The sequence below is a fragment of the Bacillus spizizenii TU-B-10 genome (genome assembly GCF_000227465.1).
GTDB lineage: Bacteria > Bacillota > Bacilli > Bacillales > Bacillaceae > Bacillus > Bacillus spizizenii.
Genome location: NC_016047.1, coordinates 2,872,949 through 2,895,228, shown reverse-complemented (window position 1 = coordinate 2,895,228; position 22,280 = coordinate 2,872,949). Strand labels below are relative to the sequence as shown.

At 46.7% G+C, this 22,280-nt stretch carries 22 protein-coding genes; 17 read left to right on the top strand and 5 right to left on the bottom strand.

Going from position 1 to position 22,280, the window contains the following annotated elements; translation table 11 throughout:
* Positions 1 to 5: 5 nt before the first annotated feature.
* The 14 genes from araB (at position 6) to GYO_RS36410 (ending at position 13,288) form a co-directional block, all read left to right on the top strand.
* On the top strand, positions 6 to 1,691 hold the full coding sequence (araB, locus tag GYO_RS36470; RefSeq protein WP_014114722.1) for a ribulokinase: 1,686 nt from the start codon (positions 6 to 8) through the stop codon (positions 1,689 to 1,691).
* 13 nt (positions 1,692 to 1,704) lie between these two features.
* The gene (araD, locus tag GYO_RS36465; protein WP_003222433.1) at positions 1,705 to 2,394 is read left to right on the top strand and encodes an L-ribulose-5-phosphate 4-epimerase; all 690 of its coding nucleotides are present in this window, start codon (positions 1,705 to 1,707) and stop codon (positions 2,392 to 2,394) included.
* A complete protein-coding gene (araL, locus tag GYO_RS36460) occupies positions 2,372 to 3,190 on the top strand; it encodes a sugar-phosphatase AraL (RefSeq protein WP_072182852.1) in 819 nt (272 codons plus the stop codon). Before araD ends, araL begins: the two co-directional genes overlap by 23 nt.
* The gene (gene egsA / locus GYO_RS36455; RefSeq protein ID WP_014114720.1) at positions 3,187 to 4,371 is read left to right on the top strand and encodes a sn-glycerol-1-phosphate dehydrogenase; all 1,185 of its coding nucleotides are present in this window, start codon (positions 3,187 to 3,189) and stop codon (positions 4,369 to 4,371) included. The genes araL and egsA overlap by 4 nt, the downstream gene beginning before the upstream one ends.
* A gap of 30 nt (positions 4,372 to 4,401) precedes the next feature.
* Entirely contained in the window at positions 4,402 to 5,703 is a 1,302-nt protein-coding gene (gene araN, locus GYO_RS36450) for an arabinooligosaccharides ABC transporter substrate-binding protein AraN (protein WP_014114719.1), read from the top strand.
* A gap of 35 nt (positions 5,704 to 5,738) precedes the next feature.
* The gene (gene araP / locus GYO_RS36445; RefSeq protein ID WP_003222442.1) at positions 5,739 to 6,680 is read left to right on the top strand and encodes an arabinooligosaccharides ABC transporter permease AraP; all 942 of its coding nucleotides are present in this window, start codon (positions 5,739 to 5,741) and stop codon (positions 6,678 to 6,680) included.
* On the top strand, positions 6,681 to 7,526 hold the full coding sequence (gene araQ, locus GYO_RS36440) for an arabinooligosaccharides ABC transporter permease AraQ (protein ID WP_003222443.1): 846 nt from the start codon (positions 6,681 to 6,683) through the stop codon (positions 7,524 to 7,526). It abuts the gene before it with no gap.
* Positions 7,527 to 7,544: 18 nt separating this feature from the next.
* The gene (abfA, locus tag GYO_RS36435) at positions 7,545 to 9,047 is read left to right on the top strand and encodes an alpha-L-arabinofuranosidase AbfA (RefSeq protein WP_003222445.1); all 1,503 of its coding nucleotides are present in this window, start codon (positions 7,545 to 7,547) and stop codon (positions 9,045 to 9,047) included.
* A gap of 151 nt (positions 9,048 to 9,198) precedes the next feature.
* Positions 9,199 to 9,525: a PadR family transcriptional regulator gene (locus tag GYO_RS36430; RefSeq protein ID WP_003222447.1), complete on the top strand. Its 327-nt coding sequence runs from the start codon at positions 9,199 to 9,201 to the stop codon at positions 9,523 to 9,525.
* Positions 9,522 to 10,076: an HAAS signaling domain-containing protein gene (locus GYO_RS36425; RefSeq protein ID WP_014114717.1), complete on the top strand. Its 555-nt coding sequence runs from the start codon at positions 9,522 to 9,524 to the stop codon at positions 10,074 to 10,076. Before GYO_RS36430 ends, GYO_RS36425 begins: the two co-directional genes overlap by 4 nt.
* A complete protein-coding gene (locus tag GYO_RS36420) occupies positions 10,073 to 10,966 on the top strand; it encodes a DUF4097 family beta strand repeat-containing protein (protein WP_014114716.1) in 894 nt (297 codons plus the stop codon). Before GYO_RS36425 ends, GYO_RS36420 begins: the two co-directional genes overlap by 4 nt.
* A 111-nt stretch (positions 10,967 to 11,077) precedes the next feature.
* On the top strand, positions 11,078 to 12,874 hold the full coding sequence (gene cstA / locus GYO_RS36415) for a carbon starvation protein CstA (protein WP_014114715.1): 1,797 nt from the start codon (positions 11,078 to 11,080) through the stop codon (positions 12,872 to 12,874).
* Positions 12,817 to 13,005 carry a hypothetical protein gene (locus GYO_RS44165; RefSeq protein WP_080010097.1) on the top strand — a complete coding sequence of 63 codons (189 nt, stop codon included), beginning with the start codon at positions 12,817 to 12,819 and terminating at the stop codon, positions 13,003 to 13,005. Before cstA ends, GYO_RS44165 begins: the two co-directional genes overlap by 58 nt.
* On the top strand, positions 12,920 to 13,288 hold the full coding sequence (locus tag GYO_RS36410; protein WP_236827595.1) for a VOC family protein: 369 nt from the start codon (positions 12,920 to 12,922) through the stop codon (positions 13,286 to 13,288). Before GYO_RS44165 ends, GYO_RS36410 begins: the two co-directional genes overlap by 86 nt.
* Positions 13,289 to 13,324: 36 nt before the next feature.
* Here GYO_RS36410 and GYO_RS36405 read toward each other — a convergent pair whose 3' ends face one another.
* The 4 genes from GYO_RS36405 to sspI all read right to left on the bottom strand — a co-directional run bounded on the left by GYO_RS36405 (position 13,325) and on the right by sspI (position 17,563).
* Positions 13,325 to 14,659: a (Fe-S)-binding protein gene (locus tag GYO_RS36405; protein WP_014114713.1), complete on the bottom strand. Its 1,335-nt coding sequence runs from the start codon at positions 14,657 to 14,659 to the stop codon at positions 13,325 to 13,327.
* On the bottom strand, positions 14,656 to 16,068 hold the full coding sequence (glcD, locus tag GYO_RS36400) for a glycolate oxidase subunit GlcD (RefSeq protein WP_014114712.1): 1,413 nt from the start codon (positions 16,066 to 16,068) through the stop codon (positions 14,656 to 14,658). The genes GYO_RS36405 and glcD overlap by 4 nt, the downstream gene beginning before the upstream one ends.
* Positions 16,069 to 16,170: 102 nt before the next feature.
* On the bottom strand, positions 16,171 to 17,277 hold the full coding sequence (locus tag GYO_RS36395; RefSeq protein ID WP_014114711.1) for a CdaR family transcriptional regulator: 1,107 nt from the start codon (positions 17,275 to 17,277) through the stop codon (positions 16,171 to 16,173).
* A 70-nt stretch (positions 17,278 to 17,347) separates the two neighbouring features.
* Positions 17,348 to 17,563, bottom strand: coding sequence for a small acid-soluble spore protein SspI (gene sspI, locus GYO_RS36390; RefSeq protein ID WP_003222464.1), 216 nt, complete (start codon positions 17,561 to 17,563; stop codon positions 17,348 to 17,350).
* 118 nt (positions 17,564 to 17,681) lie between these two features.
* Here sspI and GYO_RS36385 point away from each other — a divergent pair, with 118 nt between their 5' ends.
* Complete coding sequence (locus GYO_RS36385; RefSeq protein WP_014114710.1) at positions 17,682 to 18,428, top strand: TrmH family RNA methyltransferase; 747 nt, start codon at positions 17,682 to 17,684, stop codon at positions 18,426 to 18,428.
* A gap of 66 nt (positions 18,429 to 18,494) precedes the next feature.
* Here GYO_RS36385 and GYO_RS43480 read toward each other — a convergent pair whose 3' ends face one another.
* Positions 18,495 to 18,701 (bottom strand): hypothetical protein, encoded by a 207-nt coding sequence (locus GYO_RS43480; protein ID WP_072182844.1) that lies wholly within the window; start codon positions 18,699 to 18,701, stop codon positions 18,495 to 18,497.
* An 81-nt stretch (positions 18,702 to 18,782) separates the two neighbouring features.
* On the opposite strand from GYO_RS43480, the gene pheS reads away from it, so the two are divergent.
* Entirely contained in the window at positions 18,783 to 19,817 is a 1,035-nt protein-coding gene (gene pheS / locus GYO_RS36380) for a phenylalanine--tRNA ligase subunit alpha (protein WP_014114709.1), read from the top strand.
* A gap of 15 nt (positions 19,818 to 19,832) precedes the next feature.
* Complete coding sequence (gene pheT, locus GYO_RS36375; protein WP_014114708.1) at positions 19,833 to 22,247, top strand: phenylalanine--tRNA ligase subunit beta; 2,415 nt, start codon at positions 19,833 to 19,835, stop codon at positions 22,245 to 22,247.
* The last annotated feature ends 33 nt before the right edge of the window (positions 22,248 to 22,280 follow it).

Here is a 22,280-nt window from a genome sequence, read left to right as displayed (position 1 = left end):
GTCACTTGGCTTACACAATAGGGGTTGATTTTGGAACTTTATCAGGAAGAGCGGTGCTCGTTCATGTCGAAACAGGGGAGGAACTGGCGTCTGCTGTGAAAGAATACAGGCATGCGGTCATTGATACAGTCCTTCCAAAAACGGGTCATAAGCTGCCGCGGGACTGGGCGCTGCAGGATCCGGCTGATTACCTTGAAGTCTTGGAAACAACCATTCCGTCTTTACTCGAACAGACGGACGTTGAACCGAAAGACATTATCGGGATCGGTATTGATTTTACGGCTTGTACGATCCTGCCAGTTGACAGTACAGGGCAGCCGTTATGCATGCTGCCGGAATATGAAGAGGAGCCGCACAGCTATGTGAAGCTCTGGAAGCATCATGCGGCCCAAAAGCATGCTGATCGGCTCAATCAAATCGCGGAAGAAGAAGGAGAAGCTTTTTTACAGCGGTACGGTGGAAAAATTTCATCAGAATGGATGATTCCGAAGGTCATGCAGATTGCCGAAGAAGCGCCTCACATTTATGAAGCGGCTGACCGGATTATCGAGGCTGCAGACTGGATCGTGTACCAGCTGTGCGGCTCGCTTAAGCGAAGCAACTGTACTGCAGGGTATAAAGCAATTTGGAGTGAAAAAGCGGGATATCCGTCAGAAGATTTCTTTGGCAAATTAAACCCTTTAATGAAAACGATTACAAATGACAAATTAGCGGGTTCTATTCATTCGGTAGGGGAAAAAGCCGGCGAACTGACTGAAAAAATGGCACAGCTGACAGGCCTTCTTCCAGGTACGGCTGTTGCGGTTGCCAATGTTGATGCTCATGTTTCCGTGCCAGCGGTCGGCATCACAGAGCCAGGAAAAATGCTGATGATTATGGGAACTTCAACGTGCCATGTTCTTCTGGGCGAAGAGGTACATATCGTGCCGGGTATGTGCGGTGTCGTGGACAACGGAATTCTCCCGGGCTACGCGGGATATGAAGCCGGGCAGTCCTGTGTTGGCGATCATTTTGACTGGTTTGTAAAAACATGTGTCCCGCAAGCGTATCGAGAGGAAGCAGAGGAAAAAAACATTGGCGTTCATGAGCTGCTGAGTGAGAAGGCAAACCTTCAAGCGCCAGGTGAAAGCGGCCTGCTTGCTTTAGATTGGTGGAATGGAAACCGTTCAACCCTTGTTGATGCTGATTTAACTGGGATGCTGCTTGGCATGACGCTGCTGACGAAGCCTGAAGAGATGTATAGAGCATTAGTTGAAGCGACGGCTTACGGAACCCGGATGATTATCGAAACGTTCAAAGAAAGCGGGGTTCCGATTGAGGAGCTGTACGCAGCTGGCGGAATTGCTGAGAAAAACCCGTTTGTCATGCAAATTTATGCGGATGTGACAAACATGGACATTAAAATCTCTGGTTCCCCGCAAGCCCCTGCCTTAGGATCTGCCATTTTCGGCGCGCTTGCTGCCGGTAAAGAAAACGGCGGATACGACGACATCAAAGAGGCAGCGGCGCACATGGGAAAACTGAAAGATATTTCTTATACGCCAAACGCCGAAAACGCTGCGGTGTATGAAAAATTGTACGCTGAATATAAAGAGCTTGTTCACTACTTCGGAAAAGAAAACCATGTCATGAAACGTCTGAAAACAATTAAAAATCTTCAATTTTCATCTGCCGCCAAAAAGAATTCATAAAGGGTGATGGAGCATGCTTGAAACATTAAAAAAAGAAGTGCTGGCTGCCAACCTGAAGCTTCAAGAGCATCAGCTGGTAACCTTTACGTGGGGAAATGTCAGCGGTATTGACCGTGAAAAAGAAAGAATTGTCATCAAACCAAGCGGAGTCGAATACAGCGACCTGACAGCTGATGACTTGGTTGTTTTGAATCTTGAAGGAGAGGTCGTCGAAGGTTCGCTCAAGCCTTCATCAGATACACCTACTCATGTTTATTTGTACAAAGCCTTTCCGAACATCGGGGGAATTGTCCATACCCATTCTCAATGGGCAACAAGCTGGGCGCAATCGGGCAGAGACATACCGCCTTTAGGTACGACCCATGCTGATTACTTTGACAGTGCGATTCCGTGTACAAGAGAAATGTACGATGAAGAAATCATTCATGACTACGAACTGAATACAGGAAAAGTCATAGCGGAAACCTTTCAGCATCATAACTACGAACAGGTTCCGGGTGTGCTTGTGAATAATCACGGCCCGTTCTGCTGGGGCACGGACGCCTTAAATGCCATTCATAACGCCGTTGTATTAGAAACGGTTGCGGAAATGGCCTATCACTCCATTATGTTGAACAAGGATGTAAATCCAATTAATACAGTCCTTCATGAAAAGCATTTTTATCGAAAACACGGAGCAAATGCGTATTATGGCCAGTCATGATTCAGCTGTGTCACCGGCCGGCATTCTGATTGACTTGGACGGTACTGTATTCAGAGGAAATGAATTGATTGAAGGGGCAAGAGAAGCGATCAATACACTCCGAGAAATGGGGAAGAAAATCGTCTTTTTGAGCAATCGGGGGAATATCTCCCGTGCCATGTGCAGAAAAAAACTTCTCGGCGCGGGGATAGAGGCGGATGTAAGCGATATTGTTCTGTCGTCAAGTGTCACAGCAGCTTTTCTGAAAAACCATTATCGTTTTGCAAAGGTGTGGGTGCTTGGAGAACAAGGCTTGGTTGACGAGCTGAGGCTGGCCGGCGTGCAGCACGCGAACGAACCGAAGGAAGCGGATTGGCTTGTGATCTCCCTTCATGAAACGCTCACGTACAAAGATTTAAATCAAGCCTTTCAAGCGGCCGCAGGCGGAGCTCGTATCATTGCTACGAACAAAGACCGCTCTTTTCCAAATGAAGACGGCAATGCCATCGATGTGGCCGGAATGATTGGGGCGATAGAGGCTTCCGCTCAAGCGAAAACGGAGCTTGTTGTCGGAAAGCCGTCATGGCTGATGGCGGAGGCTGCATGTACAGCAATGGGGCTGTCCGCACATGAATGCATGATTATCGGAGACAGCATTGAATCAGACATTGCGATGGGGAAGCTTTATGGCATGAAAAGCGCCTTAGTGCTTACTGGTTCTGCGAAACCGGGTGAACAGCGTTTGTACACACCGGATTATGTGCTGGAGTCTATTAAGGATGTAACCAAATTAGCTGAGGAGGGGATTCTGTTATGAATCGTATCGCAGCTGACGTTCAGCGTGCTTTTGAACAAGCCGGAGAAAAGACGTTTCCTATCGAAATGGAAGAAATTGCTCTCGAAAAACAAGCAGCCGATTCGCTTTTAGAGTATGTAAAAAGAAAAAAACACAAACAGATCGTCCTAGTCTGCGACTCGAATACACATCGCATTGCCGGAATTGATTTGGAAGACCGCTTGAATCAAGAAGGATTCCACGCCGAGTGCCTGATCATTCCGGAAAATGAAGCCGGAGATGTGACGGCTGATGAACGGTCTCTCATTCATGTACTGATCCATATGAAAAAAACAACGGATGTCATGATCGCAGTCGGTTCGGGCACGATTCATGATATTGTGCGCTTCTCAGCGTTTCAGAGGGATTTGCCGTTTATTTCTTACCCGACTGCCCCATCTGTAGACGGTTTTACATCAGCCGGAGCGCCGCTTATTTTATACGGTACGAAAACAACCATCCAAACGAAGGCGCCGTCCGCGCTGTTCGCTGATCTGGATCTATTAAAAGCAGCACCCCAGTTAATGGTGGCGGCTGGATTTGGCGACATGCTCGGTAAAATCACGTCTTTAGCTGATTGGGAGATATCCCGCCATCTTGCCGGCGAGCCTTATTCGCCAGCAGGGGCTAAGATCGTTCAGGAGGCACTTGATGCCTGTATCGAACACACAGAAGACATTGCGATGAAAACGGAAACAGGCATACAGGTTTTAATGGAATCTTTAATTGTGTCGGGGCTTGTCATGCTGGCTTTAGATCATTCCCGCCCGGCATCAGGGGGAGAGCATCATATTTCCCATTGGATTGAGATGGAATTAATGGAGAAAAACCGGCCTCAGATTCTCCATGGGGCAAAGGTGGGCTGTGCCGCTGTGTTATTAACTGACACATACAGAAAGCTCGCCCAGGACGACGGGCTGAACGAATTTTCTCCGCGCCAGCGGCAAGCCATTCAATCGGCTTATGAAACGCTCCCAGAAGGAGAAGTATTGGCCAATTGGCTGAGATCAGCCGGAGGCCCTGCGTTTTTTGACGAAATCGGTGTCGGGCAGGATTCCGTCAAGAATGCCTTCAGACACGCGCACACCTTAAGAGACCGCTGCACCGGATTAAGAATCATCAATGAAAACAAAACGCTGATCAATCATGGTCTATATGAATAGCCCGCACCTCGAATGGAAGGGGTAACGCAAATGAAAAAAATGACTGCCTGTTTTCTTGTGCTCATGATGCTGCTGACATTATGCATTGCTGGGTGTTCAGCAGAAAGATCATCCGGGAAATCGGGTGAAACCGAACTGACCTTTTGGACATTTAACGGACTTCATGAGCAATTTTATGTGGAAATGGTGAAGGAATGGAACAAAAAATATCCTGACCGCAAAATTAAACTGAATACGGTCGTTTATCCATATGGGCAAATGCACGATAATTTGTCTATCTCCTTAATCGCGGGAGAAGGTGTCCCTGATATTGCCGATGTCGAATTGGCTCGTTTTTCAAACTTTTTGAAGGGCTCTGATATCCCGCTTGCCGACTTGACTCCGCTGATTGAAAAGGACCGCGATAAATTCGTTGAGGCACGGCTTACCCTGTACAGCAAAAACGGCAAGCTTTACGGGCTGGATACGCATGTAGGGACGACAGTGATGTTTTATAACATGGATGTTATGAAAAAAGCCGGCGTCGATCCTGATGATATTAAAACATGGGATGATTACCATAAAGCCGGGCAGAAAGTGCGCAAAGTAACCGGAAAGCCGATGGGAACGGTGGAAACAAATGATTCCGGAACGTTCTTATCCATGATTTCACAGCAAAACTCAGGCTATTTTGATAAAAATGGCAAGCTGATCCTCAATAATGACACCAATGTAAAAACACTTCAATATTTAAAGGACATGATTAATGATAAAACGATGATTGCCGCACCAGGCGGCGGGCATCATAGTGAAGAATATTACGGCTTTATGAACCAAGGCGGAGCAGCGTCGGTTCTGATGCCGATTTGGTATATGGGAAGATTCATAGATTATATGCCTGATCTGAAAGGGAAGATTGCCATCCGGCCGCTTCCGGCATGGAAAGAGGGAGGCGACCGTTCGGCAGGTTTGGGCGGTACGGCAACTGTTGTACCGAAGCAATCCAAGCATGTTGAGTTAGCAAAAGAGTTTTTGGCCTTTGCGAAGGGTTCTAAAGAAGGAAACAAAAAGCTTTGGAGCGTACTCGGGTTTGACCCGCTTCGCTGGGATGTCTGGAGCTCCAAGGAATTGAAAGAGAAAAACAAATACACGGATTACTTCCAAAACGGAACAGGCATTTTTTCTATGCTGCTCGATATCAAGGATGAAATCAATCCGATATATTTACATGAGGATTTTGCCAAGGCTTCAGACCTTGTCAACAGAAGTGTATTGTTCGACGCACTTAAATCTCAGCAAAAAACGCCTAAACAAGCCTTGGACAGAGCGGCAGGTGAACTGAAACAGAAATAGAATCCCATTCAAAAAGTGAAAGCGGGGAGGTTCTCATGAAACCTGTGAAAACGGGAACGGTTCATCCCGTTCCTTCAGCTGAGAAACAATCAGGCTGGCGAGATTTATTTTATTCGAAAAAAGCGGCGCCCTATCTGTTTACTGCGCCATTCGTTTTATCCTTTCTCGTATTTTTTCTATACCCCATCATTAGTGTCTTCATCATGAGCTTTCAAAGAATTTTGCCGGGAGAGGTGTCGTTTGTCGGATTGTCTAATTATACAGCACTAAACAACCCGACGTTCTATACAGCCCTTTGGAATACGCTGGAATACACCTTTTGGACGCTGATTGTGCTGATTCCTGTTCCTTTGCTTCTGGCCATATTCCTGAATTCAAAGCTTGTCAAATTCAGAAATATATTCAAATCAGCGCTATTCATTCCGGCATTGACTTCTACAATTGTGGCGGGGATCATTTTTCGGCTGATCTTCGGAGAAATGGAAACATCGCTGGCCAATTCCATCTTACTTAAACTTGGCTTTTCACCTCAGAACTGGATGAACAATGAGCATACCGGCATGTTTTTAATGGTGCTGCTTGCTTCGTGGAGATGGATGGGAATCAACATCCTTTACTTTTTGGCCGGTTTGCAAAATGTGCCGAAAGAGCTTTACGAAGCCGCCGATATTGACGGCGCGAATACGATGAAAAAATTCCGGCACATTACGCTGCCATTTCTCAAGCCAGTAACCGTATATGTGCTGACCATCAGTATCATCGGCGGATTCAGAATGTTTGAGGAAAGCTACGTCCTTTGGCAGAATAATTCCCCGGGTAATATTGGTCTGACGCTTGTCGGATATTTGTATCAGCAGGGGCTTGCCTACAACGAAATGGGATACGGAGCGGCCATCGGCATTGTGCTTTTGATTGTGATACTTGTTGTCAGCCTGATTTCATTAAAGCTGTCAGGCTCGTTTAAGGGGGAGGGATAAATGTTGCGGCACAGTCCTCAGTTTAGCGTTTACAGAATCGCACTAACCCTGTTTTTTATTATGCTGAGCCTATTGTATATTTTTCCGATTTTCTGTTTGCTTTTAGGATCATTAAAGCCGTCATCTGAGCTTTTGCGTGTGGGGCTGAATCTTGATATTGATCCAAAAGTGATGAGTTTTGATAACTACACATTTCTGTTTAATGGCGGCAGCATTTATTTCAAATGGTTTTTTAACAGTCTTGTGCTCGGACTTTTTACGACCGTGCTCACTCTGTTTTTTTCTTCGATGATCGGGTACGGGCTTGCGGTTTATGATTTTAAGGGCAGAAATATCATCTTTGTTCTTGTGCTGATTATTATGATGGTTCCGCTGGAAGTGATGATGCTTCCGTTGTTTAAGCTTACCGTCGGACTGCATTTGATTGATTCGTATACGGGTGTCATATTGCCGTTCATCGTTTCGCCTGTTGCTGTTTTCTTTTTCAGGCAGTATGCGCTTGGTTTGCCAAGAGATCTGCTGGACTCTGCAAGAATGGACGGCTGTACGGAATTCGGCATCTTTTTCAGGATTATGGCGCCGCTGATGAAACCGGCTTTCGGCGCGATGATTATCCTCCAGTCCTTAAACAGCTGGAACAACTTCTTATGGCCGCTGATCGTGCTTCGTTCGAAAGAAATGTTTACGCTTCCAATTGGGCTGTCCAGTTTGCTGAGCCCTTACGGAAACAACTATGACATGCTCATATCCGGCTCAGTATTTGCGATTTTGCCGGTGATTATCATTTTCTTGTTTTTCCAAAAGTACTTTATCTCCGGCTTGACAGTAGGCGGAGTCAAAGGTTAAAAAGGGAGGAAACGTGTGATGAAAAAAGCGCGAATGATTGTAGACAAAGAATATAAAATCGGTGAAGTAGACAAACGGATTTATGGATCGTTTATCGAACATATGGGGCGTGCGGTATACGAAGGCATATATGAGCCAGATCACCCTGAAGCGGATGAAGACGGGTTTAGAAAGGATGTCCAGTCACTGATCAAAGAATTGCAGGTTCCGATCATCCGCTATCCGGGCGGAAACTTTTTATCCGGATACAACTGGGAGGACGGTGTCGGGCCTGTCGAAAACCGCCCAAGACGGCTTGACTTGGCATGGCAAACGACAGAAACCAATGAAGTGGGAACAAATGAATTTTTATCTTGGGCAAAAAAGGTCAACACTGAGGTCAACATGGCCGTCAACCTTGGCACAAGAGGCATAGATGCCGCCCGCAATCTCGTTGAATACTGCAATCACCCGAAAGGCTCTTACTGGAGTGATTTAAGAAGATCACATGGCTATGAACAGCCGTACGGCATCAAGACATGGTGCCTAGGTAACGAAATGGATGGCCCGTGGCAGATTGGCCACAAAACAGCTGACGAATACGGGCGGCTTGCCGCGGAGACGGCAAAGGTCATGAAATGGGTTGACCCATCAATTGAACTTGTTGCCTGCGGCAGCTCAAACAGCGGCATGCCGACCTTTATCGATTGGGAAGCAAAGGTACTGGAGCATACGTACGAGCATGTCGACTATATTTCTCTCCATACGTATTACGGAAACCGAGATAACAATCTGCCAAACTACTTGGCCCGTTCCATGGATCTGGATCATTTTATTAAATCTGTCGCTGCAACCTGTGACTATGTAAAAGCAAAAACACGCAGCAAGAAAACAATCAATCTCTCTCTTGATGAATGGAACGTTTGGTATCACTCAAATGAGGCTGATAAAAAAGTAGAACCGTGGATTACTGCGCGGCCTATTTTAGAGGATATTTATAATTTTGAAGATGCCTTATTGGTCGGCTCTCTGCTCATTACGATGCTGCAGCACGCAGACCGTGTGAAAATCGCGTGTCTTGCACAGCTTGTCAATGTCATCGCGCCGATCATGACGGAAAAAGGCGGAGAAGCATGGAGACAGCCGATTTTCTATCCGTACATGCATGCTTCTGTGTACGGAAGAGGTGAGTCGCTGAAACCGCTTATTTCTTCTCCGAAGTACGACTGCTCAGATTTTACTGATGTGCCATATGTTGATGCAGCTGTTGTGTACTCAGAAGAGGAAGAAACACTCACCATTTTTGCGGTAAACAAAGCTGAGGATCAGATGGAGACGGAGATTTCGCTCAGAGGCTTTGAATCCTATCAAATCGCAGAGCACATCGTACTCGAGCATCAGGATATCAAAGCGACAAACCAGCATAACAGAAAAAATGTCGTCCCGCATTCCAACGGAACATCGTCTGTCAGCGAAAACGGCCTAACCGCGCATTTCACGCCGCTTTCCTGGAATGTGATCCGCCTGAAAAAACAATCATAAGAGAAACAAAGCCGGAGATCTCTCTCCGGTTTTTCTTTTTTTGTCAGTAGATATCATTCAGTACCTTGTAATGTTCAGTAGTGGATGTTACCATATGGATAAGTGGTGGGAAAAATAAACAAAATTGACCAGCCGCAGGGAGGATCTTATGATGAATGCTCAATTCAAAAAGGGAGCATTAGAGCTATGTGTGCTTGTATTAATATCCGAAAAAGACCAATACGGATATGAGCTTTCTCAAAACATTTCCAGGCACATGGCGATTGCTGAAGGCACCTTATATCCTCTTCTCAGGAGACTGACGAAAGAAGAGTATTTAGAAACATATATGGCGCCGTCTTCCGAAGGGCCTGCCAGAAAATATTACACGATGTCAAAGCTTGGTTTCATGCGAATGAAACTGCTGCTGGCAGAATGGGATCAGTTCACAGCATCTGTCAATCAAATCATTGATGCGGCAAGGGGAGGAGAACGATGAATCAAGAACAGTTTTTACAGGAGTTAAGTAAAGAGTTACAGCCGCTTTCTAAAGAAGAGCGGAATGAGATCTTATTTGATTTTGAAGAACATATTACAGAAGGGATGAAAGAAGGCAGGCCGGAAGCGGACATCATCAGGGAACTCGGCTCCCCAAAACAAATAGCAAAGGAATTGGTGCCAGATGTCACGGAAACTGCTCCAGCAGTGCAGCGCCCTAAGAAGAACCTCTTTCAGATGGCATGTTCAGCAGCAGCGATAAGCATCTTAAATTTGATTTTTGTGCTGGGACCAGCTATTGGCATTTTTGGAGTGTACGTGGGTTTATGCGGGGCGGCGCTTGCACTTTCTGTATCACCAATTATGTTTGTCGGCATGGTGATGTTTCAAATGAATACGCACATGATGCTGGAGTTCTTTTTATCACTCGTGTTTGGCAGTCTGGGGCTGCTCTTGTGTATAGGGCTGTGGCATTTAGGCAAGCTGCTGTATGGCATGAGTTTGCGATATATCAGATATAATTTAAAGCTGGTGACGGGGGCGCAGACATGAAAAAAATCATAATAGGATTGATCGCAGTATTTGCAGTCGGGGTAATCGGGGCTGTCATCTCTGCAGCTGCCTCGGATTTTACAAAAGAAGAGGTGAAAGCTGCCGAAACATATGATGCTGCAGATATTAAAAAAATTGTGGTAACAACGAGCTCGATGCATGCAGAGGTCAAAAGCGGGCAAACGGATGATATTCAGGTAGCTGCTGAAGGACAAGTCAGTGATAAAAGCAAAAAGCTGTTCGATGTGAGCCAAGATGGCAATTCATTAAAAATCAATCAAATAGCACGCGAGAATATCATCTCTTTTATACCGTGGGGCAGCGAAAAGGATATGAAAATCACCATCACGATTCCGGAAAAGAAGTATGATGAGATAACCGTAACGACAACCTCTGGCGATATTCTGATAGGAAATGCGCAAACGGATCAAGCAGCTGCTGACTCTACATCAGGAAATATTGAGCTGAAGCATACACGCATCGAAAACGAGCTGACGCTAAAAACAACGAGCGGAGAAATTCAAACTGACCAAAATTCATTCGGCCAAGGTGAGGTAAAGACAACAAGCGGATCAATAAAAAGCAGCCGCACAACAGCTGAAAAGGTGAACTATAAGACAACTTCCGGGGATATTGATCTTCTTCAGGATCATCAGAACGAAGAGATCGACATCGTCACTACGAGCGGAAGTGTGTCAGTAGAGTATCAGAAAGAACCTGCATCTTTGGCAGTGGATTTTCATGCAGACTCAGGTGATGCCGCGGCCAATCTCGATCACATCTTGTATAAAGAAAAATCAGAGCATCGTATTGTAGGTTATGTAGGTGATAGCGGGACCTCTAACCGTTTAAAAGTTCGTACAACATCTGGAGACATTGAACTAAACTAATTGCCACAAGCCGGCCCATTCCAGCCGGCTTTTTTGTATAGGAAAAAATGACCGCTTTTCACCATGAAATTATGATATATTTATGAAAAACAGCAAAGGGGATGGGAGAAAATGAATGCGGTTACAATTGTGATAGCGTCAATGTGTATTTTGGCTATCGCCTATCGTTTATACGGAACATTTATGATGGTGAAGGTTCTCAAAGTGAATGATGACAAGCCAACGCCTGCTCACGCGCTTGAGGATGGAAAAGATTATGTGCCTACAAATAAATGGGTTTCGTTCGGCCATCATTTTGCGGCAATCGCAGCGGCTGGGCCGTTGGTCGGACCGATTCTGGCGGCGCAGTTCGGCTATTTGCCGGGGTTGTTATGGCTGTTAATCGGGGCGGTAATAGGGGGAGCCGTCCATGATATTGTTGTGCTGTTTGCCTCGATGCGCAAAAATGGAAAATCGCTGTCAGAAGTAGCGAAGGACGAGCTCGGCCCTGTTGCCGGATTTTGTACGGGACTGTCCATGCTGTTTATTATCACGATTACGATGGCGGGTCTGTCGATGGTTGTGCTGCATGCGCTTGAACGCAATCCATGGGGAACATTTGCGGTAGGGATTACGATTCCGATTGCGATGGGCGTGGGCTTATTTTATAAGAAAACGGGAAATTTAAAGCTTGCGTCAACGATCGGCTTTCTCTTTTTAATGGTAGGAGTCTTTATTGGCCCATGGGTGCAGACTACCGCGCTCGGTGACTTTTTAACGCTAGATACGAAAACGCTTGCAATAGCGCTCCCTGTTTATGCGTTCTTTGCAGCGGCGCTTCCCGTTTGGCTGCTGCTTGCACCGCGTGATTATTTAAGCAGCTTTATGAAAATCGGTGTTTTTATCGCTTTGATTGCAGGGATGTTTGTGGTCAATCCGTCCATCCCGTTTCCTGCGTTTACAGAATTCGTAAAAGGCGGAGGACCGGTGCTGGCAGGGCCTGTTTGGCCGTTCATTTCAATAACCATCGCCTGCGGTGCGATCTCGGGATTCCATGCCTTTGTCGGTTCAGGTACGACGCCGAAAATGCTGAATAAATGGAGTGATATGAAGCCGGTTGCGTTTGGTGCAATGCTTGTCGAGTGCCTTGTCGGCATCATGGCGCTGATTGCAGCGACCGCCTTGCAGCCTGCTGATTACTTTGCAATTAACAGTACGCCTGAGGTTTTCCGTACGCTCGGTATGGATGTCGTCCATTTGCCTGAATTGAGCAGGGAAATCGGTTTGGACTTAGAAGGAAGAACAGGGGGAGCCGTCACGCTTGCGGTGGGAATGACTTATATTTTTACGGAAATGCCATTTTTCAGCCATTTGGCCTCATACTTTTTCCAATTTGTCATTATGTTTGAAGCCGTATTTATTTTAACAGCGATTGATGCGGGGACACGTGTTGCCCGGTATTTGATCCAGGATTTCTTTGGAGAGGTGTATAAACCGCTGAAGAAAACAGACTGGATTCCGGGATCTGTATTTGCCAGCGCACTTGCCTGCTTCATGTGGGGCTATTTGCTGTATTCAGGGGATATCGGTTCTATTTGGGCGCTGTTTGGCGTGTCCAATCAGCTGATGGCTTCAGTTGGGCTGATTATCGGAGCGACTATAGTGCTGAAAATCGCTGATAAACGCCGTTACATTCTGACCTGCCTTATCCCGCTTGCCTATTTATATGTCACTGTCAATTATGCAGGCTATTGGATGGTGCGCAATGTGTATCTCAATCCTGAAGCAGCAGGCTACAGTGTATTGAATGGCGTATTATCGATCATCATGCTGCTGTTAGGCTTCATCATTATCGTGGCGGCTGTGAAAAAATGGGCGCAGATGTGGAGAGATCCGAGCTTAAGGATGGAAGCTTCTATCCCGGGATAGAAGGGCTAATGAAAATGTTGAGGGGGATTGGGAATGAATCTATCAATGAAATATCTTATTCTATACGTATCAGACAGCAAGCGGGCCATTCATTTTTATCGGGATATTTTAGGACTGCCGATTCGTGCTGAACACGGAACGTATGTCGAATTTGAAACAGGATCTACGATATTGGCGCTTAATACGCGAGAAAGCGCCAGAGAAATCACGCAGCTAGACATTCCAGATACATCTGCTTCAAACACATTTGAAATCGGATTTGTCACTGAAAACGTAGAAGAGGTTATTAAAAGGGTAAGAGAACAAGGTGTCACGATTATTGGGGAGCCGAAAGTGAAGCCATGGGGGCAGACGGTCGCCTATATCGCTGACCCGGATGGACATTATATTGAAATTTGCAGTCCGATGGAATAACGAACAAGCCCAAAACAATTTCTGTTTTGGGCTTTCTTATGATGTTTTGTGTCCAGCTGCTTCCAGCAGCAAATCAGCAAGGTGAACGGCTTTGACTTTACCGCTTAGTCCTTCGCGCTCAATGCCGAGCTTCATCTGCAGCAGGCAACCGGGATTTGCTGTCACAATGACGATCGCTTCGGTTGCTTTGACGGCAGCCATTTTACTGTCCAGTATTTTCATAGACATTTCAGCTTCCACGATGTTATAAATTCCCGCTGATCCGCAGCAGCTGTCTGCTTTCTCCATTTCTCTGAATTCGGCCCCCTTGATGCTTTGAAGAAGCTGGCGGGGCTCGAGCGACGTATGCATCACATTTCTTAGATGGCATGAATCTTGATAGGTAATGACCTGGGGCGTCTCGAGCGCTAAGTCCATTTGATGAAAATCGAGTTCAACCAAAACGGATGAAAAATCTTTCAGCTTCTGAACAAATGCAGTGGCCCGCTCCGACCACTCGGGGTCATCCTTCAGCAAATGATCATATTCAGTGAGAAAGGCTCCGCATCCTCCTGCGTTTGTAATGACAGCATCCACGTCTAACGCTTCAAAAGCAGCAATATTTTGTTTAGCGAGCTCTTTCCCCGCGTTTTTTTCACCGCTGTGACCATGCAGTGCCCCACAGCAAGCCTGTTCAGGCGGAATGACAATGTCGCAGCCTGCCAACTGTAGCAGCTTCAGTGTGGCATTGTTGGTCGGTAAAAACATTGTATCCATTAAGCAGCCGGAAAAAAAGGCGACCCGTTTTTTCATGGGGCCGATTGACGGCAGTAAACGCGGCCGATGCTTCATGTCTTTACTTTTAGGGACATCAGGTAGAACAGCTTCCATCGTCCGCAAATGCTCAGGCAGGACGCGAAGCATACCGGTTTTACGCACAGCGGTTTGCATTCCTGACCGCTGATACAAACCGATAAGGCTTACTGCTGAGCGCATGCGGTTTTGATGCGGAAACAGCTCGTGAAAAGCCGCCTTTCGCATGACACGTGCGCCGAGCGAATGTTTTTTATTTTGGTGGATAATATCTCTGGCTTCCTCAAGCAGCTGTCCGTATTTCACGCCTGACGGGCATACAGGTTCACAGGCGCGGCAGCCGAGGCAAAGTGATAGCGAACGTTCGACATCTTCATCCGGTTCAATCATACCGTCAGCTACGGCTTTCATTAAGGCGATGCGCCCGCGCGGAGAGTGAGTTTCCTGAAACCCCGATTCGATATAGGTCGGGCAGGAAGGAAGACAGAAGCCGCAGCGCATACAATTCAAAAGCTCGCCTTCATCCATACGCTCTTTGAATTCATCTTGGATCTGTTTCATTTCTTTATTTGTTGTCATCTTTCCGTCACCACACGTTTTCTGGCGTCTTTCGCAAACACTTTGCCCGGATTTAATATGTTACGGGGATCAAATGCCGCTTTCATCGCTTTCATCGCGGCAATGCCTTCTTTTTTCAGCTTCATCTCCAAGTAGGGCGCTTTCATGGCCCCGACCCCGTGCTCTCCGGTAATCGTGCCGCCAAGTTCAATCGCTTTCTCAAAAATCTCGGCAAAAGCCTGTTCGACACGCTCCATCTCATCCTCATTTCTTATGTCTGTCGTGCATGTCGGGTGAAGGTTCCCATCTCCCGCATGGCCGAAGGTGCAGATGGAAATACCGTATTTGGCGGCAATATCATTAATGGCTTTTACCATATTGGCGATTTCTGAGCGAGGAACGGTCGCGTCCTCTAAAATGGTCGTCGGCTTGAGGCGGGCTAGGGCAGAAAGCGCAGAACGCCGGGCTTCAGTCAGGGCAAATGCTTCCTCCTCCGTTTGGGCGGTCTGAACGGAAACAGCATCGCCTTTTTTGCAGATCGCCTCAATCTTTTCCATATCCCGTGCAACGGTTTCAAGCGTCCCGTCTTGCTCAATTAACAGAACGGCCTTTGCGTTTGTCGGAAGTCCGATTTTGGCATAATCCTCAATGACCAAAAGTGTAGGCTGGTCGAGAAATTCCAGCGTGGCGGGTATGATTTTTGCGGCAATGATGTCTGATACGGTTTGAGCAGCGGCATCGATATTTTCATAAAGAGCAAGCAGCGTCTTCTTTGTTTCCGGCTTTGGAACGAGTTTGACGATGGCTTCTGTCACGATGCCGAGTGTTCCTTCTGAGCCGACAAAAAGGCGTGTGAGATCGTATCCGGCCACATCCTTTGCGAGTTTTCCGCCGGTGCGGATGATGTCTCCATTTGCGAGCACAATCTCCAGTCCAATGACATAGTCGCGGGTGACGCCGTATTTTAATCCGCGGAGCCCACCGGAATTTTCATTGATGTTTCCGCCTATGGTTGATATTTTCATAGAACTCGGATCAGGTGGATAAAACAAACCTTTGCTTTCAACTGCGCGGATCATATCCAGCGTAATGACGCCCGGCTGGACTGTGGCGGTCAAATTTTCTTCATCAATCTCAAGAATCCGGTTCATATGCTTAAAGAGAAGAACTAGTCCGCCTTCAGTCGGGCACGTGCCGCCGCACAGGTTTGTCCCTGATCCTCTTGGAACGATCGGCACTTCATGTTCGCTGCAAATCGCTAAAATTCGTGATATTTCATCTGTATTCCTCGGTGCAATCACGGCATCAGGCATAGACTGAAACTGCGGCGTCGCATCATATGAATAGACGAGACGGCCGGCATTGGAGTCATCAAAGTTTTCCGGTCCGACGATTCGGATCAGCTGTTCTTTTACATCTTTGGTGATCATTTCACCCATCCCCCTGTCAAAAAACGCTTTCAATCTATTGTAAAAGAAAAAAAGCAAAGCCTTCCATGGAGAAACATACAAAAAATGAAACTGAAACTCTCTTTATTTTGTATCTTGATCTAAAAAATAGAGTGCAACATACATCGTGACAATATCCTCTGTGCAGTCAAAACGCAAACCCGTCAGCTGTTCAGCCTTAGACAGGCGATAACGCAATGTATTGATGTGAATATGCATGTCTTTAGCGGTTTGTTTCAAAGACAAATCGTGATGAAAGAAAGTCCGTATGGTATACATAAGCTCCTGATGCTGAAGCGCCTCCCGGAATACTCTTTGCGGAAATTCATTTCGGGTACCCGGGCTGATCTCAGTCAGGCACATATCAAGCTTCAGATCCTCTTCGAAGATGGGCGTTTTTCGCTTAAGGCTGACAGCCAGCGCTTTTTCCGCTTGCTCGTATGAGTCCGTCAGGCTGGAGCTTGCCACAGGCCTTCCGGCACCAGCTGCCGCAAATCGGCTATTTGCGGTATGAGCAAACGAACAAATATAAAGGAGCTTCCGCAAAAGCCGATCCCTTTGTTCATGCTTTGGCACTTCGTGATTAATCAGAATCCGTTCATTTCCCCACCTGATGAACAAATCCGAAGGGTACGCAGATTTCCAGATATGTGTCATTTGCTTAATATCATGAGGTGACCACTCATATCCTTGAATGAGAATCATTTGGCGCCGGGAGGAAAGGTCAACACCGAGAAGCTGGGCTTTCTCAAGAAAACCGGGAGACCACTCTTTTAATTGCAGCCAATCGATCATAAAGGACTCCAGCATTCTCTCATGCCATTGGGACTGCTCTAAATGCCACGATTCCTTAATGAACAGCTCTGTCATTTTCCGAAGCAGCTCCCCGTAAGGCTGAATCTCAGCAGGCTCACCTGTGAGCCCGAAGACGGCGATCACATCACGGTCAGAAAATACAGGGAGATTCAGACCTGCTTTCACTCCTTTTAGTCTCTTTTCATCTTCTTTTGTAATAATGACGTTGCGTTTCTCTTTTGCGCAGATGAGCGCTCCTTCATGAAATTGTCCGACCCGCTCATCATTTGTGCTTGCCATAATAAGGCCGTCTGTGTTCACAATAATGACTTCACGTTCGTACATTTTTTTGACTTCAGCAATGATTTTTTTCGCTAATAACGGCTGTAAAAACATGGCGTTCCTCCTCATCATGTTTCTATTATATAAGAAAAAAACCGGGCGCTGTCACCCGGTTTCATGAGTCTTATTGGGCGGGTTTTAATCCGCCTTCAAGCGTTTTTAGCATTTCGTTTTTCTCACTTTCGGATGCGTGCTGCCAGATAACCTCGAATAAAACGCCGAGCCCTGGAAGCATTTTTTCTTCACCGCTTTGAATCGCATCCACGATTGTATGCTCAAGCTGTTCCTGATTATTGCCAGTTACATTGGCTATGACGGCATGACGTAAATTAAGATCCATGTAAAACGCTCCTTTTCCTAAAATGTAATACGTATATTCTAACCCTGCACCTGGTTTATTATGTGCTGATCTTGCGATATAATAACATCATGTTAAAAAAAGGAGAGCCACACAGACAGTGAAACAAATAGAATCGGCAAAAAACCAAAAAGTGAAGGATTGGAAAAAGCTTCACACGAAAAAAGAACGAACAAAAACGAATACATTTCTGATAGAGGGAGAACATCTTGTTGAAGAGGCGTTGAAGAGCCCGGGCATGGTGAAAGAAATCCTTGTAAAGGATGAAACGAAAATGCCGTCAGATCTTGATGTGAGCATCCAGTGCTACGTGCTGAGTGAGGATGCGTTTTCAGCTGTTACTGAAACCGAAACGCCGCAGCAGATCGCCGCTGTGTGCCATATGCCTGAAGAAAAACTGGCGTCGCCTCAGCGGGTGCTGCTGATTGACGCTGTTCAAGACCCGGGAAACCTCGGCACGATGATTCGGACGGCTGATGCGGCCGGTTTAGATGCGGTTGTGCTCGGTGACGGCACGGCGGACGCTTATAACGGAAAAACACTGCGATCTGCGCAAGGATCTCACTTTCATATTCCTGTGGTGAGAAGAAACCTGCATACTTATGTGGATGAATTGAAGGCAGAGGGCGTAAAAGTGTACGGCACGGCGCTGCAAAACGGGGCGCCGTACCGGGACATGTCCCAGGCTGAATCCTTTGGGCTTATTGTAGGAAATGAAGGGGCAGGGGTGGATGCCGCCTTGCTGGAAAAAACGGACTTGAACCTGTATGTGCCGCTTTACGGACAGGCGGAATCACTGAACGTTGCCATTGCGGCTGCCATCCTCATGTATCACTTGCGAGGATAGTGTTGCGCCAAGCGGTGGATTTCTCTATAATAGAACATAATATTTCAAAAACCGTGACAGAGGACCTCAATTTCTGATCAACTGCTTTCCAGGGAGAAAATGCCGCTGACTGAGAGCATTTTTAACGCAGCCGGAAATTGGCTTCACCTCTTGAGTTGTCGCCGGGACCGCGTACACTGCGCGTAAAGGTGAACCGGAATCTGATTCCGTTATGTCAATGAAGCTGACGACAGCATTAGTCTGTCTGAAATAAGGGTGGTACCGCGGCCACAACTCGTCCCTTGTATAAGGGGCGGGTTTTTTTTATTTTCCAAAGACATATGACGGTTTGTTTACATAAAAGGAGGATGCAAAATGGAAGAAAAGCTAAAACAGCTGGAACAAGAAGCTTTAGAACAAGTAGAAGCGGCAAGCTCATTAAAGATTGTCAATGATATTCGGGTGCAATATCTCGGAAAAAAAGGGCCGATTACAGAAGTGCTGCGTGGAATGGGCAAACTTTCTGCTGAGGAACGTCCGAAAATGGGCGCGCTCGCGAATGAAGTAAGAGAGCGTATCGCCAATGCAATTGCTGTCAAAAACGAGAAGCTTGAGGAAGAGGAAATGAAGCAGAAGCTTGCTGGACAGACAATCGACGTCACGCTGCCTGGGAACCCTGTCGCAGTCGGAGGCCGCCATCCGCTCACTGTTGTCATTGAAGAAATTGAAGATTTATTTATCGGTATGGGCTACACAGTCGAGGAAGGACCTGAGGTTGAAACGGATTACTACAACTTCGAATCACTCAACCTGCCGAAAGAACACCCTGCGCGCGATATGCAGGACAGCTTTTACATCACAGAGGAAACTTTGATGAGAACGCAAACTTCTCCTGTGCAAACACGGACGATGGAAAAGCATGAAGGCAAAGGGCCGGTGAAAATCATTTGTCCGGGTAAAGTATACCGCCGCGATAACGATGATGCGACGCACTCTCACCAATTTATGCAAATTGAAGGGCTTGTCGTTGATAAAAACATCAGCATGAGTGATTTAAAAGGAACGCTTGAACTCGTTGCGAAAAAAATGTTCGGGCAAGACCGTGAAATCAGACTCCGCCCAAGCTTCTTCCCGTTTACTGAGCCTTCAGTAGAAGTAGACGTAACATGCTTTAAGTGCGGAGGAAACGGCTGTTCAGTATGTAAAGGAACAGGCTGGATCGAAATCCTCGGTGCTGGCATGGTTCACCCGAACGTGCTGAGAATGGCAGGCTTTGATCCGAAGGAATATCAGGGCTTCGCATTCGGAATGGGTGTTGAGCGCATCGCGATGCTGAAATACGGCATTGATGATATCCGCCACTTCTATACAAATGATGTCAGATTTATTTCGCAGTTTAAACAGGCGTAAGAGGAGGATGCTAGGATGTTTGTTTCTTATAAATGGTTAGAGGATTATGTTGATATAAAAGGCATGGACCCGGCTGTTCTTGCTGAGAAAATTACAAGAGCCGGTATCGAAGTTGAAGGAATTGAATACAAAGGGGAAGGCATCAAAGGCGTTGTTATCGGCCACGTGCTGGAGCGCGAGCAGCATCCGAATGCTGATAAGCTGAATAAGTGCCTTGTGGATATCGGAGCGGATGCACCTGTACAAATCATTTGCGGCGCGCCGAATGTGGATAAAGGGCAAAAAGTCGCAGTTGCAACAGTCGGAGCAGTGCTTCCGGGCAATTTCAAAATCAAAAAAGCAAAGCTTCGCGGTGAAGAATCTAACGGCATGATCTGTTCTTTACAGGAGCTTGGCATTGAAAGCAAGCTTGTGGCGAAAGAGTATGCGGAAGGCATTTTCGTATACCCGAATGACGCTGAAACAGGAAGGGATGCCTTAGCGGCTTTACAGCTTGACGATGCGATTCTTGAGCTTGGTTTAACGCCAAACCGCGCGGATGCCATGAACATGCTTGGTGTTGCTTACGAGGTTGCAGCGATTTTAGATACAGAGGTAAAACTTCCGAAAACGGATTATCCGGCTGCTTCAGAACAAGCGTCTGATTACATCGCTGTCAAAGTCGAAGATCAAGAAGCGAACCCGCTGTACACTGCAAAAATCATTAAAAACGTCACGATTGCTCCGTCACCGCTTTGGATGCAGACGAAGCTGATGAATGCAGGGATTCGCCCGCACAACAATGTCGTCGACATCACAAACTTTGTCCTGCTGGAATACGGACAGCCGCTTCACGCGTTTGATTATGATAGATTCGGCTCCAAGGAAGTTGTAGTAAGAAAAGCAGCTGAAAATGAAACGATCGTAACCCTTGATGATCAAGAACGAAAGCTTTCTGCCGATCACCTTGTCATTACGAACGGAACGAAAGCGCAAGCCGTTGCCGGTGTCATGGGGGGAGCAGAGTCAGAAGTTCAGGAAGATACGAAAACGATTTTGCTTGAGGCTGCGTATTTCAATGGACAGACAGTTCGAAAGGCTTCCAAAGACCTTGGTTTGAGAAGTGAATCAAGCATAAGATTTGAAAAAGGCATTGATCCGGCCCGCGTACGTCTTGCAGCAGAACGGGCTGCACAGCTGATCCATCTGTATGCCGGCGGTGAAGTGCTCACTGGAACGGTTGAGGAAGATCACCTGACAATCGAAGCAAATAACATTCATGTATCTGCTGACAAAGTGAGCAGCGTTCTCGGCATGACAATCAGCAAAGAAGAACTCATCGGCATTTACAAGCGTCTCGGTTTTACTGTCGGTGAAGCGAATGACCTTCTCGTTGTGACCGTACCATCACGCCGCGGTGACATTACAATCGAAGAGGATTTAATTGAAGAAGCGGCAAGATTGTACGGCTACGATAACATTCCGTCCACGCTTCCTGAGACAGCAGGAACAACTGGCGGATTAACGCCATATCAGGCAAAGCGCCGTAAGGTCAGACGTTTTCTTGAAGGCGCAGGCTTGTCACAAGCTATCACTTACTCACTGACAAACGAAAAGAAAGCGGCAGCGTTTGCGATTGAAAAATCACTGAACACTGTGCTTGCGCTTCCAATGAGTGAAGAAAGAAGCATTCTCAGACACAGTCTTGTTCCTAATCTGCTTGAGTCCGTTTCTTACAACCTGGCGAGACAGGCGGACTCAGTCGCACTGTACGAAGTCGGATCCGTTTTCCTGACGAAGGAAGAGGACACAAAACCTGTTGAAACAGAACGCGTGGCAGGAGCTGTTACCGGATTATGGCGCAAGCAGCTGTGGCAGGGCGAGAAAAAACCGGTTGATTTCTTTGTCGCCAAAGGAATTGTGGAAGGGCTGTTAGACAAACTGAACGTCCTCGACAGCATTGAATTTGTTCAATCTGAACGCAAACAGCTGCACCCGGGCAGAACAGCGAACATTCTATTGAATGGTTCTCTTATCGGCTTCATCGGCCAAGTCCATCCTTCATTGGAAAAAGAACTGGATATAAAAGAGACATACGTGTTTGAGCTTGATCTTCATGCACTGCTCGCAGCGGATACAGCGCCGCTTGTTTACACGGCGATTCCAAAATATCCGTCTGTGACACGTGATATCGCGCTTGTAACAGATAAATCCGTCACAAGCGGTCAGCTCGAGAGCATCATTAAAGAGGCTGGCGGCCAGCTTCTGAAAGAAGTATCCGTCTTTGACGTATACGAAGGCGAGCATATGGAGGAAGGCAAAAAGTCAGTCGCTTTCTCACTTCAATATGTCAACCCTGAACAAACACTGACTGAAGAAGAAGTGACAAAGGCGCACAGCAAAGTGCTGAAAGCGTTAGAAGACACATATCAGGCTGTTTTGAGAGGCTAATAAAAAAAGCTTGCAGATTTCTCTGCAAGCTTT

What these genes read in the sequence shown, in the direction of transcription:
- GYO_RS36395 (WP_014114711.1), bottom strand. Translation starts at nt 17,277, where the DNA reads ATGTTTTTACAGCCGTTATTAGCGAAAAAAATCATTGCTGAAGTCAAA.
- pheT (WP_014114708.1), top strand. Translation starts at nt 19,833, where the DNA reads ATGTTTGTTTCTTATAAATGGTTAGAGGATTATGTTGATATAAAAGGC.
- pheS (WP_014114709.1), top strand. Translation starts at nt 18,783, where the DNA reads ATGGAAGAAAAGCTAAAACAGCTGGAACAAGAAGCTTTAGAACAAGTA.
- glcD (WP_014114712.1), bottom strand. Translation starts at nt 16,068, where the DNA reads ATGATCACCAAAGATGTAAAAGAACAGCTGATCCGAATCGTCGGACCG.
- araD (WP_003222433.1), top strand. Translation starts at nt 1,705, where the DNA reads ATGCTTGAAACATTAAAAAAAGAAGTGCTGGCTGCCAACCTGAAGCTT.
- araP (WP_003222442.1), top strand. Translation starts at nt 5,739, where the DNA reads ATGAAACCTGTGAAAACGGGAACGGTTCATCCCGTTCCTTCAGCTGAG.
- GYO_RS36430 (WP_003222447.1), top strand. Translation starts at nt 9,199, where the DNA reads ATGAATGCTCAATTCAAAAAGGGAGCATTAGAGCTATGTGTGCTTGTA.
- GYO_RS36405 (WP_014114713.1), bottom strand. Translation starts at nt 14,659, where the DNA reads ATGACAACAAATAAAGAAATGAAACAGATCCAAGATGAATTCAAAGAG.
- cstA (WP_014114715.1), top strand. Translation starts at nt 11,078, where the DNA reads ATGAATGCGGTTACAATTGTGATAGCGTCAATGTGTATTTTGGCTATC.
- araN (WP_014114719.1), top strand. Translation starts at nt 4,402, where the DNA reads ATGAAAAAAATGACTGCCTGTTTTCTTGTGCTCATGATGCTGCTGACA.
- sspI (WP_003222464.1), bottom strand. Translation starts at nt 17,563, where the DNA reads ATGGATCTTAATTTACGTCATGCCGTCATAGCCAATGTAACTGGCAAT.
- araL (WP_072182852.1), top strand. Translation starts at nt 2,372, where the DNA reads ATGCGTATTATGGCCAGTCATGATTCAGCTGTGTCACCGGCCGGCATT.
- araQ (WP_003222443.1), top strand. Translation starts at nt 6,681, where the DNA reads ATGTTGCGGCACAGTCCTCAGTTTAGCGTTTACAGAATCGCACTAACC.
- GYO_RS36420 (WP_014114716.1), top strand. Translation starts at nt 10,073, where the DNA reads ATGAAAAAAATCATAATAGGATTGATCGCAGTATTTGCAGTCGGGGTA.
- abfA (WP_003222445.1), top strand. Translation starts at nt 7,545, where the DNA reads ATGAAAAAAGCGCGAATGATTGTAGACAAAGAATATAAAATCGGTGAA.
- egsA (WP_014114720.1), top strand. Translation starts at nt 3,187, where the DNA reads ATGAATCGTATCGCAGCTGACGTTCAGCGTGCTTTTGAACAAGCCGGA.
- GYO_RS36425 (WP_014114717.1), top strand. Translation starts at nt 9,522, where the DNA reads ATGAATCAAGAACAGTTTTTACAGGAGTTAAGTAAAGAGTTACAGCCG.
- GYO_RS44165 (WP_080010097.1), top strand. Translation starts at nt 12,817, where the DNA reads ATGGGCGCAGATGTGGAGAGATCCGAGCTTAAGGATGGAAGCTTCTAT.
- GYO_RS36410 (WP_236827595.1), top strand. Translation starts at nt 12,920, where the DNA reads ATGAAATATCTTATTCTATACGTATCAGACAGCAAGCGGGCCATTCAT.